The 15,953-nt window shown below is 55.8% G+C and carries 16 protein-coding genes; all 16 read right to left on the minus strand.

Annotated elements, in window-relative coordinates:
* Window position 1: 1 nt before the first annotated feature.
* Window positions 2-1,654 (minus strand): DNA repair protein RecN, encoded by a 1,653-nt coding sequence (recN, locus tag GGE09_RS08660; RefSeq protein ID WP_309745706.1) that lies wholly within the window; start codon window positions 1,652-1,654, stop codon window positions 2-4.
* A gap of 84 nt (window positions 1,655-1,738) precedes the next feature.
* Window positions 1,739-2,584 carry an outer membrane protein assembly factor BamD gene (locus tag GGE09_RS08665; RefSeq protein WP_405048540.1) on the minus strand — a complete coding sequence of 282 codons (846 nt, stop codon included), beginning with the start codon at window positions 2,582-2,584 and terminating at the stop codon, window positions 1,739-1,741.
* A 131-nt stretch (window positions 2,585-2,715) separates the two neighbouring features.
* Window positions 2,716-3,633: a UDP-3-O-acyl-N-acetylglucosamine deacetylase gene (gene lpxC / locus GGE09_RS08670; protein WP_309745708.1), complete on the minus strand. Its 918-nt coding sequence runs from the start codon at window positions 3,631-3,633 to the stop codon at window positions 2,716-2,718.
* 147 nt (window positions 3,634-3,780) lie between these two features.
* Window positions 3,781-5,454, minus strand: coding sequence for a cell division protein FtsZ (gene ftsZ / locus GGE09_RS08675; protein WP_309745709.1), 1,674 nt, complete (start codon window positions 5,452-5,454; stop codon window positions 3,781-3,783).
* 175 nt (window positions 5,455-5,629) lie between these two features.
* Window positions 5,630-6,964, minus strand: a complete 1,335-nt coding sequence (gene ftsA, locus GGE09_RS08680; protein WP_309745710.1) for a cell division protein FtsA — start codon at window positions 6,962-6,964, stop codon at window positions 5,630-5,632.
* Between the two features lies 1 nt (window position 6,965).
* Window positions 6,966-7,931: a cell division protein FtsQ/DivIB gene (locus GGE09_RS08685; protein WP_309745711.1), complete on the minus strand. Its 966-nt coding sequence runs from the start codon at window positions 7,929-7,931 to the stop codon at window positions 6,966-6,968.
* Complete coding sequence (locus GGE09_RS08690; protein WP_309745712.1) at window positions 7,919-8,833, minus strand: D-alanine--D-alanine ligase; 915 nt, start codon at window positions 8,831-8,833, stop codon at window positions 7,919-7,921. The genes GGE09_RS08685 and GGE09_RS08690 overlap by 13 nt, the downstream gene beginning before the upstream one ends.
* Window positions 8,834-8,884: 51 nt before the next feature.
* The gene (gene murB / locus GGE09_RS08695; RefSeq protein WP_309745713.1) at window positions 8,885-9,826 is read right to left on the minus strand and encodes a UDP-N-acetylmuramate dehydrogenase; all 942 of its coding nucleotides are present in this window, start codon (window positions 9,824-9,826) and stop codon (window positions 8,885-8,887) included.
* Window positions 9,810-10,139: a DUF2484 family protein gene (locus GGE09_RS08700; RefSeq protein ID WP_309745714.1), complete on the minus strand. Its 330-nt coding sequence runs from the start codon at window positions 10,137-10,139 to the stop codon at window positions 9,810-9,812. Before GGE09_RS08700 ends, murB begins: the two co-directional genes overlap by 17 nt.
* 20 nt (window positions 10,140-10,159) lie before the next feature.
* Window positions 10,160-10,462 (minus strand): DUF2484 family protein, encoded by a 303-nt coding sequence (locus tag GGE09_RS08705; protein WP_309745715.1) that lies wholly within the window; start codon window positions 10,460-10,462, stop codon window positions 10,160-10,162.
* A 2-nt stretch (window positions 10,463-10,464) separates the two neighbouring features.
* A complete protein-coding gene (gene murC / locus GGE09_RS08710; RefSeq protein WP_309745716.1) occupies window positions 10,465-11,859 on the minus strand; it encodes a UDP-N-acetylmuramate--L-alanine ligase in 1,395 nt (464 codons plus the stop codon).
* A 1-nt stretch (window position 11,860) separates the two neighbouring features.
* Complete coding sequence (locus GGE09_RS08715; protein WP_309745717.1) at window positions 11,861-12,949, minus strand: UDP-N-acetylglucosamine--N-acetylmuramyl-(pentapeptide) pyrophosphoryl-undecaprenol N-acetylglucosamine transferase; 1,089 nt, start codon at window positions 12,947-12,949, stop codon at window positions 11,861-11,863.
* 8 nt (window positions 12,950-12,957) lie between these two features.
* Window positions 12,958-14,130 carry a putative lipid II flippase FtsW gene (gene ftsW / locus GGE09_RS08720; protein WP_309745718.1) on the minus strand — a complete coding sequence of 391 codons (1,173 nt, stop codon included), beginning with the start codon at window positions 14,128-14,130 and terminating at the stop codon, window positions 12,958-12,960.
* A 233-nt stretch (window positions 14,131-14,363) separates the two neighbouring features.
* Entirely contained in the window at window positions 14,364-14,882 is a 519-nt protein-coding gene (locus GGE09_RS08725; protein ID WP_309745719.1) for a CarD family transcriptional regulator, read from the minus strand.
* Window positions 14,883-15,098: 216 nt separating this feature from the next.
* Complete coding sequence (gene fdxA, locus GGE09_RS08730; RefSeq protein WP_309745720.1) at window positions 15,099-15,437, minus strand: ferredoxin FdxA; 339 nt, start codon at window positions 15,435-15,437, stop codon at window positions 15,099-15,101.
* A 120-nt stretch (window positions 15,438-15,557) separates the two neighbouring features.
* Window positions 15,558-15,944 (minus strand): RNA-binding S4 domain-containing protein, encoded by a 387-nt coding sequence (locus GGE09_RS08735; protein WP_309745721.1) that lies wholly within the window; start codon window positions 15,942-15,944, stop codon window positions 15,558-15,560.
* Window positions 15,945-15,953: the final 9 nt, after the last annotated feature.

Below are 15,953 nucleotides of genomic sequence, written 5' to 3' on the forward strand. Positions count from 1 at the left end.
CTTAAGAGCGGCGCGTTAACAAGGTGCGTGCGGCGGCTTCGGCCTCGGGGGTGATCACATCACCCGCCAACATACGTGCGATTTCACGGGTTCGCTCATCCACATCCAATTTGGCCACTGTGCTACGGGTTTCGCCCTTGGCCACGGATTTTGACACCTGCCATTGGTGCGCCCCTTGTGCAGCTACTTGCGGCGAATGGGTCACAACCAGAATTTGCGCGCTATTGGCCAAAGCAGCCAAACGCCGCCCCACAGCATCCGCGGTTGCGCCGCCTACACCACGGTCAATCTCGTCAAAAATCAGCGTCACGCCTTCACTGCGTTTGGTCAAACAGACCTTCAGCGCCAGCAAAAACCGCGACAATTCCCCACCAGATGCGATCTTGTCAATCGGACCCGAGGGCGCGCCCGGATTGGTAGCAACTGTAAAGGCCACCTGATCGCGCCCTTCACGGCCTGCTTCAGCGGTTGTGATTTCTGTTGTGAAAACAGCACGTTCCATTTTCAATGGGGTCAATTCCGCCAGCATCGCCTTATCCAGCCGCGCCGCAAATTTGCGTCTTTGCTCGCTTAGCTTTTCGGCGAGACTATCATACTGGGCTTTGGCAGATTGAACTACGCCTTCCAAACTGCCGATCTGATCTGCACCGCCATCAATGGCCGACAAGCGTTCGCGCAAATCATCGGCAAAGCCAGCTAAAGCATCCGGCACGACCGAATGTTTGCGGGCCAAGGCACGGATTGCAAAAAGCCGCTCTTCGGTATTTTCCAGCTCTAACGGGTTAAAATCAAGCGCATTTAGGCAATCTTCAACCCCCCGCTGGGCGTCCGCCAGCTCGGACAAAGCCCGCGACACGGCAGCTACGACAGGTTCCAGCTGACCTTCGGCGTGATCTGCTGCGCCTTCCAGCCAGCGCAGCGCGTCGGTCATGGCACCCTCTGCGGCATCCCCACCTAAAGCATTGGCTGCCTTGGCAATATCGCCGCGAATACGTTCGGCGCCCTGCATCATCCGACGCTGGGTATCAAGGGTCGCCTCTTCGCCCGATTGCGGTGCAAGCGTGTCCAGTTCGTTAACGGCATGGCGCAAGTATTCTTCGTCTGCCTGCGCAAGTTTCAGGTCTGCCCTCGCCTTATCCAGCGCAGTTTGCGCCGTTCGCAATTGCGCCCAAGCGGTCTGAATCGGACCTAAGTTCACGCCTGCAAAGGCATCCAGCAGCGCCCGATGCCCCCGCGTGTTCAACAAGCCGCGATCATCGTGCTGGCCATGTAATTCCACCAGCTTGTCCGAAAGGCTGCGCAATGCTTCGCCTGAAACACGGCGGTCATTCACAAAAGCCGTCTTGCGCCCGCTCGGTGTATTGGTCCGGCGCAGGATCAATTCACCGTCTTCAAGCGCCAGATCCTGTTCAGCAAGAACAGCTTTGACCGGATGCCCGTCAGGGATGTCAAAAACGGCCGTCACCTCGCCCTGATCGGCCCCACTGCGCACAAGATCGGCACGGCCGCGCCACCCAAGCACAAACCCCAGACTGTCCAGCAGAATGGATTTACCCGCGCCGGTTTCGCCGGTCAGCACGTTCAGACCCGGCTGGAAATCAAGGTCCAGTCGGTCGATCAGCAACATGTTTCGAATGTGAAGGCCACGCAGCATGGCAGGTTATATTCCGCAACCGCAAAGGGTCATACGACCCGGTGAACCCGTTAGAGCGCCTTTATTAGTGCCAGAAACCATAGCTCAGAGCCATTCGCCCCGTGCAACCTGCCGCCAGATTTTCTTTAGCCAGCCCTGACTGTCTTCGCTGGCTGCATCCGTCGAAATCCCCCGCCCTGTCAGCAGAACATGGCTGTCTTTATACCAGTTCGTTCCCTGAAAGTTATGCCCCAGAATCGCGCCTGCGGTCTGTGCATCTGCGTCCAGACCCAGTGACAAATACGCCTCAACCAAACGGTGCAGGGCCTCGGGGGTGTGGGTGGTGGTTTGGAAGTCTTCGACCACCACACGAAAGCGATTGATCGCCGCGCCGAAATGGCCTTTTTTCATGTAGAACCGGCCGATATCCATTTCTTTACCCGCCAAATGATCCAAGGCAAGATCGAATTTCAACAGTGCCGAAGAGGCGTATTCGCTGTCTGGATAGCGTTCAACAGTGGTGCGCAGCGCCTGCAAGGCTTGGAACGTGATGCCCTGATCGCGGCTGACATTGTCGATTTGGTCATAAAAACTAAGCGCAATCAGATATTGCGCATAGGCGGCATCTTCGTCTGTTGGATAGAAATCCAGATATCGCTGAGCTGCACCGCGGCTTTCTTCGTATAGTTTGGCTTGGTGATAGGAATACGCCGACATGATGATCGAGCGTTTTGCCCATTCGGAATAGGGGTAAAGCCGCTCTACTTCCGTGAACAACTGTGCGGCATCTTCTGCACCGCGCCGCTCGGCCAATTTGGCCTCGGCTTGTTGATAGATCATTTCGGGTGGCTGATTTTCCAGCGACACTTCTTGTTCGCGACGCGCACAGCCCGCCGTCAGAACAACAGACGCTGTCAAAGCCCCCAAAACCGCCTTCTTGCCAAACTGCATCATACCCGCATTACCCTGTCTCGCTCGCCAAACAATAGGCTGCATGTTGCAGGTTCACTAGCACAAAATCACCCGAGTAAAAACGCTTTCGCACCGTTTTGGCGCAAGTTTTGTGATTTGCATGTCACAGGTCAGGCTTGCACGAAATCCGAGGGTTTAATATGTGCCCCTGGAAGATCTTGCCACTGTGCTTCGCTACACTCGATCATTTCCCAAGCATCCGGACGGGCGAACAATTCGCGCAGTAACAGGTTGGTAGCTCGGTGTCCGGCCTTATCGCCAAGGTAACGACCGATGATCGGGCTACCAGCCAGTGCCAGATCACCCAAAGCGTCCAGCATTTTGTGGCGTACACATTCGTCTTCGCGGCGGAACCCTTCGGGATTAAGCACCAGATCGCCATCCACAACGATGGCATTTTCCAGACCGCCACCCAGTGCAAGCCCTGCGGATTGCATCATATCCACGTCACGGCGACGACAGAATGTGCGACAATTGCTCAGTTCACGCACAAAGGCACCATTGGACATTTGCAACGTTTTTGACTGTTTACCAATGGCTGCTTCGTCAAAATCTATGGCAAATTCGATTTCGATCTTATCCGCTGGGGATAGGCTGGCCGAAAATCCATCTACATTAATGCTGACTTCTTTCAGGATGCGGATCGCCCGCAAAGGCGCGTCCTGTTCCAACAGACCAACCTTTAGGATCGCGGCCACAAACGGAGCAGAACTGCCGTCCATGATCGGGATTTCAGGACCGTCGATTTCAATCATTGCATTGTGGATGCCTGTGCCTGCCAAGGCGGCCATCAGGTGTTCAACGGTCGAAACCTCGACCCCTGCACTGTTGGCCAGCCGTGTGCACAGCCGTGTATCGTTCACATGATCATAGAGCGCCGGAATCAGGTTATCCCGATCCGTCACATCCACGCGCCGGACCCAAATCCCGAATTCAGCCGCAGCCGGAGACACGCGTACGATGGCACGTTTACCAGAATGAAGGCCTTTGCCCACGATCTCGATAGGATGTTTCAGTGTTCTTTGCATAATGCACCTGTGGCTTTGCTTAACAGAATATGTAGGCAATGCCGTGCAGAAGCTCAATTCACGCTTTGTGACGCTATGTGACAGGGATGAAACAAAAAAGGCACGTCTGAAACGTGCCTTTTTCTAAATCTGTGATCCGTTTAAGGATTAATTGGCTTGGCGCCGCAAAAATGCAGGGATTTCAATGCGTTCCTGCTCTGGATCCACATGTTCTTCTTCTTCGGCATATTGCGGTTGCGCCGCGCTGACCTGTGGCTGTTCACGGTGTGCGGGATGTTGCCCATCCCCGTGGCCTGTCATCCGCGAGATCAGGCTGTTCAGGCGAAACCCCTTTGGTTTTTCGGCCCGTGCTTCACCGCTAAAGAACTTTGGAGTTTCTTCAGCTGCCTGTTGGGCGCGCGGTGCTTTTGCAACGGCCGTTTCCAAACGCTGCATGGTTTCCTGACTTGGACGACCAAGCGTTGCCGCTTGCGGGGCCACATAACCGGAGCGTTGATCAAAGAAGCTGTCTGTTGCCTCAACAGATTCAACATAAGCTGGTTGTGGCTGATAGGCTGGAACAGGCAGGCCGTCTTCGGTTACCGGCTCTTCGATAACTTCGTCGTGCTGTTCAAATGATGTTTGCTCAAACAGGCTTGGCTCTGGTGCGGCTTCCGCAGCAACAGGGGCTGGCTGATGAACCGGTTCAGGCGCCGCCATTGGTGCGGGTTGCACCTGAACGGGGGCTTCGACGACTTCTTGCACAACAGCGGGTGCCGCTGTTGGTGCTGGTGCCGCAACCCGTGTTTCACCGGTATTTTGCGGCAAAGGCTCTTTCAAAGAACGGCGTGGTACAGGGATATCCCCTGCCCCGATTGCAGCATCAATACCCGTTGCAACAACGGAAACACGCATCACGTCTTCCATGCTTGGGTCCATAGTGGAGCCCACGATGATGTTGGCTTCCGGATCAACCTCTTCGCGGATGCGGTTGGCGGCTTCGTCCAGTTCGAACAATGTCAGATCGTTGCCACCAGTTACGTTGATCAGAACGCCCCGTGCGCCTTTAAGCGAGATTTCGTCCAGCAGCGGGTTGGCGATGGCTTTTTCTGCGGCCTGAATGGCACGATTTTCGCCAGTGGCCTCGCCAGTGCCCATCATGGCTTTGCCCATTTCGTCCATCACAGAGCGAATGTCAGCAAAGTCGAGATTGATGATACCCGGGCGAACCATCAGGTCGGTCACACCTTTAACACCTTGATACAGAACATCATCTGCAAGGCTGAAGGCTTCGGTGAATGTGGTTTGTTCGTTGGCAATGCGGAACAGGTTCTGGTTTGGAATGATGATCAGCGTGTCCACAACTTTTTGCAGCGCCTCAACACCTTCTTCGGCCTGACGCATGCGGCGTGTGCCTTCAAACTGGAACGGCTTGGTAACAACACCCACTGTCAGGATACCCAATTCGCGCGCGGCCTGTGCCACAATTGGCGCGCCACCCGTACCAGTACCACCACCCATACCAGCGGTGATGAAACACATGTGGCTGCCCACCAGATGATCGACGATTTGTTCAATACTTTCTTCGGCAGCGGCAGCGCCAACACTTGGCCGTGCGCCTGCACCCAAACCTTCGGTGATTTTTTCACCCAGCTGAATCTTGCACGTTGCCTTGGTGGATTGCAGCGCTTGCGCGTCTGTGTTGGCCACAACAAAATCCACGCCATCCAGCGCCTTATCGATCATGTTGTTAACCGCGTTACCGCCAGCCCCACCAATCCCGAATACGGTGATCCGAGGTTTCAAATCTACCATCTCTGGCATGCGCAAATTCAGTGTCATGTTCTATCCGCCTGTAATTTTTTGTTTCGCCGTCTGATCAACGGTCGCATTAGCCCTGATTCGCTATGCTAAACGACTGATTCGCTCAGGTCACGAAAAATCGTCGGAATCCTCTGGTATATTGTACAGTTTATGGGCAGATCCGCAAGATTTCGCCACCCGAACCATATCTCGTTTACCAGTTATCTTTGAACCACCGCATGGCGCGTTTCAAGGGTTGTCTGCCATGTCCAGCCACTGGAAGGTGGAAATCCCAGCATTCGTCTTGGGGATGGGCTGCGTGCAGCGCCAGCCCAACACTCGCCGCAAAAGCCGGACCTGTGGCCGCTTGGGGCAGGCCTTGAATCCGCAATGGCTTACCCAGACGCACTTGTTGCCCAAGGATACGGCTGGCCAGCCCTTCCAGACCCGGAATTTGGCTGCCGCCGCCCGTCAGAACAATCCGTTGTCCCGGCAGGTGGTCAAAGCCTGCAGCATCCAGACGGGCGCGAACTTCTTCCAGAATTTCCTCAACCCGAGGCCGCATGACCCCGATCAATTCGCTACGGCTGATCCTGCGCCGGTCGTGGTCGAAATCCCCCGTGTCCCCTCCGATTTCGATCATGTCTCGGTCATCCATCCCCGTGGCCATAACGCCGCCGTGAAAGGTCTTGATCCGCTCTGCCGTGGTGGTGGCCACCTGCAAGCCCTGACTGATATCAGAGGTCACAAGATCGCCGCCCATCCGCACAGAATCTGCAAAAATCATGTGTTTTTTCAAGAAGATAGAAACCGATGTCGCGCCGCCACCAAAGTCGATACACGCGCCGCCAAGTTCCTGTTCATCTTCGACCAAAGCCGACACACCGGACACATATGAAGACGAGGCAAAGCCCGCCAGTTCCAGATCGCAACGTTTGATACATTTCAAAAGGTTCTCAATCGCGCCGGTGTCGATGGTCAGCAAATGCATGTCCACAGACAAGCGATTGCCGATCTGACCGCGTGGATCCGACAGACCAGAGCGATGATCCAGCGCGAAATTCACCGGCATGGCGTGGATCGCTTCGCGCCCCATACCGTAATCCGGCACATCACATTCCGCCAGAACCCGACCGATATCGTAATCCATAACAGAGCCGTTTTCCAACTGCACCCCGCCCGTCACCCCATAAGAACGCGGATCAGCACCAGACATACAGGCAATCACGTGATCAACCCGAGTGTTGGCCATTTTCTGCGCGGCCTGAACGGCTGTACGAATGGCCCGTTCGGTTTCTTCCATGGTGCTGACTTCACCAAAGCGCACCCCGCGCGAGCGGGTTGTTGCCACCCCGATCACCCGAAAGGCACCGTGATTTGCCATGGCGGTCATGCCCTCTTGGGCGTTCATTTGTACCGATGGATCGAACTGCAAAATCATACAGGCGATCTTGGAAGTGCCCACGTCCAGAATGGCCACCACCCCCCGTTGCAGGGCGGCGCGGCGGCGTTGTCTCATAGCACGTTGTGTTTCGTATAAATGTGTCATGTCAGGTTTTATCTTCCCCATCGGCTATGGCCCGCAGCCGGTGCAGTTCTTCGACTGCTGCTACAGACAAACGAAGAACCGGGCGGCGCCCGTCTCTCATATCTACTACAGTTACATCCCGCCCCAGCAGGTCGCGCGCGCTTTGTAATGCAATGACGCGCTCGAATGCGGGAACCGGGTTTTTTACTGGCAATTGAATGATTTGCCCACGATCCAGCATCACATCCCAGCGCCGTTCACCCATACGGCGCAGGCCCCTGACACGATCCGCAATCGGCCCCGCTGCGGCGAGGATTTTCAGGGCCTCGGCGGCGTTTTTCTGCGCACCTTTACCTAGTATTAGCGGCAGATCGAAATAGCCGTCGCGCGCCAGCAGAACCCCTGCCCGTGCCCCGACTTCGTCAACCAGCTCCAGATAATTCGCGCCGCGCCACACCAAAGCGGGCACACGTTCGACGATTTCAACGTCCAACACACCGCCGCGTAAGTATATATCGGCAGTTTTTACCGCATCCACAGCTTCGATTTTTTCTTTCAGCGTGGCCAGATTCAGCTGCAAGGAACTGACAGGGAACTCCATCGGAATGGCTTCGCGAACCTGTTTTGACACAACAGGACTGCCCCCTTGAATCTGCATTAGGTTGACGGCGAATTCGGGGCGTTCCTCTATCATGGTGCGCGCATTTGTGATGCTTTGCGCCAAGCGGGCCTGAATTTCGGGGTCGGAAAAATGGTTCGCGACCAGTCCAACCACGATGGCAATCGGCAGGCCAGTGCGGATAAGTGAACGATAAAGCGGCGTCAGCCAAATCCGTTCCAGACGGTATTTGATCCGGCTTGGGCTGGGGTCGCGGCGTGCTGTGTCTTGGGTCGCTTCAACCCCGCTGTCCAAACGGTCCAGTCGGTGACCGTGCCCCATCGGGTCGCGGTATACCAATCGGGGGCGCGGGGCGTCTATCGCTGACATGACGCATCCTCAACCAGCCAGGACACCAGCTTGCCAAAATCAATCCCGCAGATTGCGGCCTGTTCAGGGGCCAGTGATGTGGGGGTCATACCGGGTTGCGTGTTAGTTTCCAGCAGGATCAACCCGTCCAGACCTTTGGTGTCATCCCAGCGGAAATCTGTACGGCTTAATCCGCGACAGCCCAAAGCGTTATGGGCACGCAGAGCGTAATCAAGACAGGCCTCAAACACATCCGCAGGCACATTTGCAGGCACTTCGTGACGTGACCCGCCAATTTTGTATTTCGCATCGTAATCATACCAGCCTTCGGTGATGATATCTGTCACCGTCAGCGCCTTATCCCCCATCACAGTGGTGGTCAGTTCACGCCCGGGTACAAATTTTTCCACCATCAAAAGGTCAGGCATATCTGCACTGATCTGGGCGGGGCCATTTGCCGATTCATGCACCAGATACACCCCGACGGAGGAACCTTCATTATAAGGTTTCACCACATAAGGCGGTTGCATCGGGTGGCTGCGTGACACGTCGGCCTTGGGAACCAGACGCCCCTCAACAATTGGCAATCCTGCGGCGGCAAAGGCTTGTTTGGACTTTTCCTTATCCATCGCAAGCGCCGAGGCGAAAACCCCCGAATGGGTATAAGGCACCCGCATCCATTCCAGAACGCCCTGCACACAGCCATCCTCGCCCCAACGGCCATGAAGCGCGTTAAAAACCACATCGGGATTGGTTGCACGCAAATCAGCCACCAGATTCGGACCCGCGTCCAGTTCGGTGACTTCGTAACCCTCAGTGCGCAACGCCTTGGCGACTTCGTGACCGGACGAAAGGGATACCTCACGTTCAGCCGAAGGGCCGCCTTGTAGAACTGTTACGCGGTGAAATGCCCTGCTCGACATGACCGCCTCGTCTTTTGCCCTTGGCCATTTTCGGCTCTAACGGGCTACCGCTTATTGTGCGGCCGGTTTCCCGACACGCATGATTTCCCATACTAGGGATATTCCACTGTTTTCGAAAACCCTTTTTCGCACCAATTCACCTAAATTTTCCAAATCTGCGGCAGAAGCGCCACCTTTGTTGATCAGAAAGTTCGAATGCATCTCGCTCATTTGGGCATTGCCAAGTGATGCACCGCGCATGCCTGCATCGTCAATCACTTTCCACGCTTTCAGGTCATGAACATCATCCGCCTGCCCCGTAGACGAAAATCCCGCTGGATTGCGAAAGGTTGACCCGCAGGAACGTTCCTTCGTGGGCTGTGTGGCTTCGCGTTTGGCCAACGCGGCAGTCATGTTGGCATCCAACGTATCAGGATCACCTAAACCGCCTTTTAACAGGACCGAGGTCAGGATCATCCCGTCGGGCAAATCCGTGGACCGGTAGCTAAAGCCCATGTCCTGTGGCGTCAGCGTGACCAGTTCGCCCTGACGCGTCACGGCTTGGGCCTCAACAAAAACATCCGCTGTGTAGGTGCCATAACACCCCGCGTTCATCTTGGCCGCACCGCCGATTGCGCCCGGGATTGTACGCAAAAACGTCAGATCAATCCCCGCTTGCGCGGCCTTGCGCGCCACATGGGCATCCAGCGCCCCAACGCCGGCCCGTACATGGGTGTCGTCAAGGATTTCAATGCCGTTAAATCCGCGCCCAAAGCGGACCACCACCCCGTCCAACCCGCCATCACGGATGATCAGGTTAGAACAGACCCCAATAGGGAATACTGGAATGGCGGGATCAAGAGCCGCCAGAAATCCCTGTAAATCCGCCAGATCAGCGGGTTGAAACAAAACCTCGGCAGGGCCGCCGACCCGCAGCCAACTTAACCCGTCCATCGGCTTTTCAAAGGTCAACGCGCCGCGTACAGGCGGCAGGGTATCAATATTCAGGCTCATTCGGGTTCGCCTCGCCTTCTTTCAATCGGTGTTCTTCCAGCCAGACAAAGGGTTTACCCGTGATCCGCGCCCAAGTGAACCGCCCGATGTAATACAGCGGCCAACGCATGATCGACCCAACGCCCGCCACAAACATCACCGCAATAAACGGGTTTCCTGCGATCCACAGATAGGGGATCAGCGGCACCAGCAACAACAGCAACAAAAACGCACCGGGCGGGTGATAGGGACGCCGACACAGTGCCACAACCGTGCCCATTCCCACCCAACAGGCGGCAAAGACAATGGCAGAGTTCAAACCCACCTCAAGCATATGACAATCCAGAAAATATCTTAATAAAAGTCAAACTTTGGCCCCTGAAACGGTTCACCTTTGAATTTCGCGCGGATAAAGCGCCCCAAATAGACGATTGGCCAGCGCAGTAATGACCCGACGCCCGCCAAAAACAGCAGCGCCAGAAACGGGTTTCCCGCGACCCACAAATACGGCACCAGCGGCACCAGTAGCAGCATCAACAAGAAGGCTCCGGGGGGAATATAGCGGGCGGGCAACAAGGCTACAACGGTTCCAATGCCAATCCAACAGGCGGCGAAAACGATTGCAGAGTTTAGCCCGACCTCTAAAATTCCGCCCAACACTACCCCAGTGCTTTCGGCAGATTATTAGCCCAAGCACTGATTGTCCCTGCGCCCAGACAGACCAGTAAATCACCAGACTGGCAGTGCTCCTGAACAAAGGCTTGCAGCGCAGCTTCATCCGCCACGGCCACAGCCTTGCGATGCCCGTGTGCGGTTAATCCTGCCACCAGACCATCACGATCCGCCCCTTCAATAGGCGGCTCGCCCGCGGCATAGACATCGGAAATGCCCACAACATCTGCGTTGTTGAAACAGGAACAGAAGTCTTCGAAAAGATCATGTAGGCGGGAATATCGGTGCGGCTGATGCACTGCAATCACGCGTCCCTTGGTTGCTTGTTTGGCCGCTGACAATACGGCGGTAATTTCAACGGGGTGGTGGGCGTAATCGTCGATAATGGTGACGCCGTTGATTTCCCCAACGCGTGTAAAGCGGCGGTTCACGCCTTTGAAATTCTTCAACGCCTCACGAATTTCGGCCCGTTTCAAACCCAGATGCCGCGACACAGCGATGGCCGCCAGCGCGTTTGATACGTTGTGATCCCCCGGCATCGGCAGGACGACATTCTGAATGAAAGTATCTTCAGCTTGCAGGTAAACATCAAAATAGGCCTGACCGTTTTCATAGCGCAAGTTATCTGCGCGCACATCGGCCTGTTTGTTAAAGCCATAGGTGATCACACGGCGATCGCCCACACGCCCGACCAGCGCCTGTACTTCCGGATGATCGGTATTGCAGATGGCCACGCCGTAAAACGGGATGTTGGACACAAAGGTGTAAAACGCCTCGCGCAGGTTATCAAACGTGCCGTAGTGCTCCATGTGTTCAGGGTCGATATTGGTGACCACGGCGATTGTGGCGGGCAGACGGTTGAACGTGCCGTCGCTTTCATCCGCTTCAACCACCATCCACTCGCCCTGCCCCATCCGCGCGTTGGACCCATAGGCGTGGATGATCCCGCCGTTCACCACAGTCGGATCAATGCCGCCTGCATCCAACAGGGTCGCAACCATGGTCGTGGTGGTGGTTTTGCCATGGGTGCCCGCAATCGCCACATTGGATTTCAGGCGCATCAATTCGGCCAGCATTTCCGCGCGGCGCACAATAGGCAGACCACGGGCGCGTGCGCTGTCCAACTCGGGGTTGCCGGGCTTAATGGCGCTGGAAATCACTACAACTTCGGCATCTTCAAGGTTTTCCGCCATCTGCGGAAAAGAAATCCGCGCGCCCATATCGGCCAGACGATCGGTGATCTTAGAGGGCCGCAGATCGGAGCCTTGCACCGTGTAGCCGTGATTGATCAGAACCTCGGCAATGCCGGACATGCCAATCCCGCCGATGCCGACAAAATGGATCGGACCAAGCTGGGTTGGCAGTTTCGTTGCTGAATTCATCTTACTCTCCTGCCAGTTGGGCCACCAGATCTGCCAGATCGCTTGCGGCCTCTGGTTTGCCCTGCGTCAGGGCGGCGTTGGCCATTTGGGTTGCCCCGTTTGCGTCCGTCAGGACTGTGTAAATATGATCCGCCAGAACATCCGGAGTTAACTGGGATTCAGGGATCACAATCGCTGCCCCCGCAGCAGACAAACCCTTGGCATTGGCGGATTGTTCGTCCCGTATGGCAATCGCCAGCGGGACCAGAATGGAAGGCCGCCCGATGATGGAAATATCTGCCACACTGGACGCACCAGAGCGGCTGATCACCAGTTGGCATTCGGACATGCGCGCGGGGATATCGTCAAAAAAGCGACTCACATCCGCGTTCACCCCTGCAGCCGCATATGCAGCAACCGTGTCATTATAATCTTCGTCGCGGGCTTGTTGGGAAACACGCAACTGCGTTTTCAGGTTGTCAGGCAATAACGCCATGGCCTGAGGAATAGTCTGTGACAGGATGCGGCTGCCTTGACTGCCACCAATCGCCAGCACGGACATCGGCCAATCGCCAGGTGCAATATAGCCGGCCCCTGCCCGTTCCAGAACTGCGCCGCGCACGGGATTGCCGGTGAAAACACCCTCAACCCCTTCGGGCAATTCGGTCGGCCACGTGCCACATGCCACCACGTCAACACGCGTGGCAAACACCTGATTGACCCGCCCCAAAACCCCGTTCTGTTCATGGATCAGCCGTGGCGTTTTGGTCAGCATCGCCGCAATCATCGCAGGCAGCGCGGGGTATCCGCCAAAGCCTGCCACCACGGCTGGCGGGTCTTTGCGCATCTGCTGCCATGCGGCCAACGCGCCACCCAAAATACGCAACGGCACGCCAAGTTTCGCTGCCAAACCACCGCGCGCAAAGGTGCCTGAATTCACCACCTCGACCTGCACAGCCTCTGGAAAGCCACCCGTATAGCGTGCGCCACGCGGGTCAGTGCTTAGTTTCACACGCCAGCCGCGCGCTAACATTTCCTCGGCCAAAGCCTGTGCGGGAAACATATGCCCGCCTGTGCCACCTGCTGCTATAACCAGTAATTTATCTGTCATAATACCCCTTATCCGCCTCGGTTTTCGTTACCGAAAACGTCGCTGATATCCCCTTGGGGTCGGGTCCGTGTAAAGGCCAAAAGAAATCCTAGGCCGATTCCTGCCGCCACCAAAGATGACCCGCCGTAGGATACAAATGGCAGTGTCATACCCTTGGCCGGCAGCAAACGCACGGCCACGCCCATGTTGATCAAGGCTTGCATGCCGAATAAGGCGGCCAACCCTGTGCCTGCAAAGCGGATGAACGGGTCCCGTTCGTGGATCAATCGCAGGAAAGAACGCACGGTGACGATCATGAACAGGATGATAATCGCCAGCACAAGGATCAGGCCGTATTCTTCGGCGGCCACAGCGATGATAAAATCAGTGTGCGCATCAGGCAAAGACCATTTCACCCGCCCCTCGCCCACACCGACACCAAAAAAGCCGCCTTCTTGGATGGCGTTGGTGGCATAGCCGATCTGGGTGCGCGGGTCGATTTCGGGGTTCAGATACCCGTCAATCCGACGGGCGAAGTGTTCAGAGGAATTATAGGCCACAAATCCCGCGCCTACCACACCGCCAGCCATGCCCAGCAACAACAGCATCGGCGCGCCTGCCACGAAATACATCAGCCCCCAGCTTGCAAGGATCAGACAGGCCTGCCCGAAGTCGGGTTGCAGCGCCAACAAAAAGGCCACCAGAACCGCCACCGCAAAGGACATACGTTTCCCCGGAGGACCACCTACTTCAAAACTGGCCGCCATCAGCCATGCAGAAAACACCACAAAGCCGGGCTTTAGAAATTCAGACGGCTGCACCGAGGCGAAGCCCAGCGATATCCAGCGGGTTGCTCCTTTGCCAAAATCAGTGCCGATAAACGGCAGCGCACAAATCGCCACCAAACAGCAAACAAAGCCGAAAACCCCCAAACGGCGCACCATTTTGGGCGACATCATCGACACAAGGATCATCGTCGCAAGGGCAATCGAGCCAAAGAACAACTGCTTGTACACATAATAAAACTGGGTCAACCCGTTGCGTTCGGCCAGCGGAACCGAGGCCGCAAGCCCCAGCAAAATCCCCACCAAAAACAACATCAAAATGGCCGACAAAGCCCATTTATCCACCGTGCGCCACCACTTTGGCAACACAGGTTCACCGGGCCTTGAAGCCACAGTGCCAAACACCATTTCCGTCATGCTAAACGCCTGTCCTTGCCGCTACTCTTGCCATGCCCCGCGGCCTCGTTATTCGGGCCTGCGTGGACGTATGCTGACTTTAGTTAGGATTGGATTAAAAAGCTAGTGGCGATTCGTATGGCTGGGCTGACTGTGTGGTTTGCCCCCTATCGCAGAGGCGCAAAGCCGCGCGGGCCATGAAAAAGGCCGTTGGTGAACCCACCAACGGCCTAAAATCCGACAGGATATTTTTCTTAGGCAGCCGCAGCCGCGCGCCCGACAAGGACTTCGCCAATACGGGCTTGGGCCTTCATTTCGTCCGCGCCGTCCACAGCGGCCACTTCACGGGTCAGCCGCTCAAGCGCTGCTTCATAAAGCTGGCGTTCAGAATAGGACTGCTCGCGCTGGTCGTCGTTGCGGTGCAAATCGCGCACCACTTCAGCGATGGAAATCAGATCGCCAGAGTTGATCTTTTGCTCGTACTCCTGCGCACGACGGGACCACATGGCGCGTTTCACACGGGCGCGGCCTTTGAGTGTTGTCATACATTTGGCCACAACCTCTGGGCTGGACAAGCCACGCATACCAACAGCAATCGCTTTGGCGGTGGGCACCCGAAGGGTCATCTTGTCTTTTTCAAAGGCGATCACAAACAACTCCATATGAGTGCCGGCGATTTCCTGCTCTTCGATGCTGACAACCTTGCCAACGCCATGGGACGGATAAACGACAAAATCGTCTGGATTAAAGTCTAGATTCTTTTTCTTAGCCATAAAAACCATGGTCCTTTGTTCGTGGCCGTATGCTTTGACACAACGAAAACTGCTACCTTGGCAGAACGAATTCGCCAATGCATCAGAATATCCAAGCGGCAAAGAGTGCGGGTGCAGGGCAGCACCGGCACAGTACGGGCCTATTTCAGATAAGTATCATACCACAAAAACAGCCCCTTTCCTAGAGGCTGTTAAAATTGCAGATATTTGGCGGTATTACTCGCCTTTACCAGGGTTTTCAGAGAAGTATTTCTCCATCTTACCCTCTTCACCGTCACGGGCTTCGGCCTCTGGCAGAGCGTCGATCTTGGTGATCAGCACAGGCCATTTTTCCGAATATTCACGGTTGAATTCAACCCATTTTTCCATGTCCGGCTCGGTGTCCGGACGAATGGCATCCACGGGGCATTCCGGCTCGCAGACACCGCAGTCGATGCATTCATCCGGATGGATAACAAGCATGTTTTCCCCCTCGTAGAAGCAATCTACGGGGCAAACCTCGACGCAATCGGTGTGTTTGCAGGCGATGCAGTTTTCGATAACCACATAAGTCATTAGTATACTCTCGAACTTTGGGCGTTACTCGCGTTATATGCCCGTTTTGATCGCGCGGCCAGAGCGAATTTTTTACTGCGAATGCCCGATTTGGGGGATCAAACGGGTCGGATTCACCGCTTAGATAGCATCCTTGTCCTTGAAGCGCTCCATCGCAGCCCGTTCACTGCGGTTTGGCCGTCCGCTGCGCATGGCTTCGGGATTCGGGGGATGATAGATTTTGTCCTTAGGCTGCGGCGGCGACAGATCCAGATACAGCGCCTGTGCTTCGGGGGCGGGACCGCGGCGTTCGCCCAAGGCAACCACCTCAATCACCCGTACATGATCCCCTTGTGGAAAGGTCAGAACATCCCCGACCCCGACACCGAAACTGCCCTTGATCACCCGCTCGGAATTAACCCGCATATGACCGCCCGCAACCAGTTTGGCACTGAGGCTGCGCGATTTGAAAAACCGCGCAAACCACAGCCATTTATCAATCCGGATTGTCGGGCGGGATGCTGTCAAAGGCGCCGA

The sequence above is a fragment of the Roseobacter sp. N2S genome, assembly GCF_031454055.1.
Lineage (GTDB): Bacteria > Pseudomonadota > Alphaproteobacteria > Rhodobacterales > Rhodobacteraceae > Amylibacter.

Coding starts and splice junctions, on each gene's coding strand:
- recN (WP_309745706.1), bottom strand. CDS start 1,654: ATGCTGCGTGGCCTTCACATTCGAAACATGTTGCTGATCGACCGACTG.
- GGE09_RS08665 (WP_405048540.1), bottom strand. CDS start 2,584: ATGCAGTTTGGCAAGAAGGCGGTTTTGGGGGCTTTGACAGCGTCTGTT.
- lpxC (WP_309745708.1), bottom strand. CDS start 3,633: ATGCAAAGAACACTGAAACATCCTATCGAGATCGTGGGCAAAGGCCTT.
- ftsZ (WP_309745709.1), bottom strand. CDS start 5,454: ATGACACTGAATTTGCGCATGCCAGAGATGGTAGATTTGAAACCTCGG.
- ftsA (WP_309745710.1), bottom strand. CDS start 6,964: ATGACACATTTATACGAAACACAACGTGCTATGAGACAACGCCGCCGC.
- GGE09_RS08685 (WP_309745711.1), bottom strand. CDS start 7,931: ATGTCAGCGATAGACGCCCCGCGCCCCCGATTGGTATACCGCGACCCG.
- GGE09_RS08690 (WP_309745712.1), bottom strand. CDS start 8,833: ATGTCGAGCAGGGCATTTCACCGCGTAACAGTTCTACAAGGCGGCCCT.
- murB (WP_309745713.1), bottom strand. CDS start 9,826: ATGAGCCTGAATATTGATACCCTGCCGCCTGTACGCGGCGCGTTGACC.
- GGE09_RS08700 (WP_309745714.1), bottom strand. CDS start 10,139: ATGCTTGAGGTGGGTTTGAACTCTGCCATTGTCTTTGCCGCCTGTTGG.
- murC (WP_309745716.1), bottom strand. CDS start 11,859: ATGAATTCAGCAACGAAACTGCCAACCCAGCTTGGTCCGATCCATTTT.
- GGE09_RS08715 (WP_309745717.1), bottom strand. CDS start 12,949: ATGACAGATAAATTACTGGTTATAGCAGCAGGTGGCACAGGCGGGCAT.
- ftsW (WP_309745718.1), bottom strand. CDS start 14,130: ATGACGGAAATGGTGTTTGGCACTGTGGCTTCAAGGCCCGGTGAACCT.
- GGE09_RS08725 (WP_309745719.1), bottom strand. CDS start 14,882: ATGGCTAAGAAAAAGAATCTAGACTTTAATCCAGACGATTTTGTCGTT.
- fdxA (WP_309745720.1), bottom strand. CDS start 15,437: ATGACTTATGTGGTTATCGAAAACTGCATCGCCTGCAAACACACCGAT.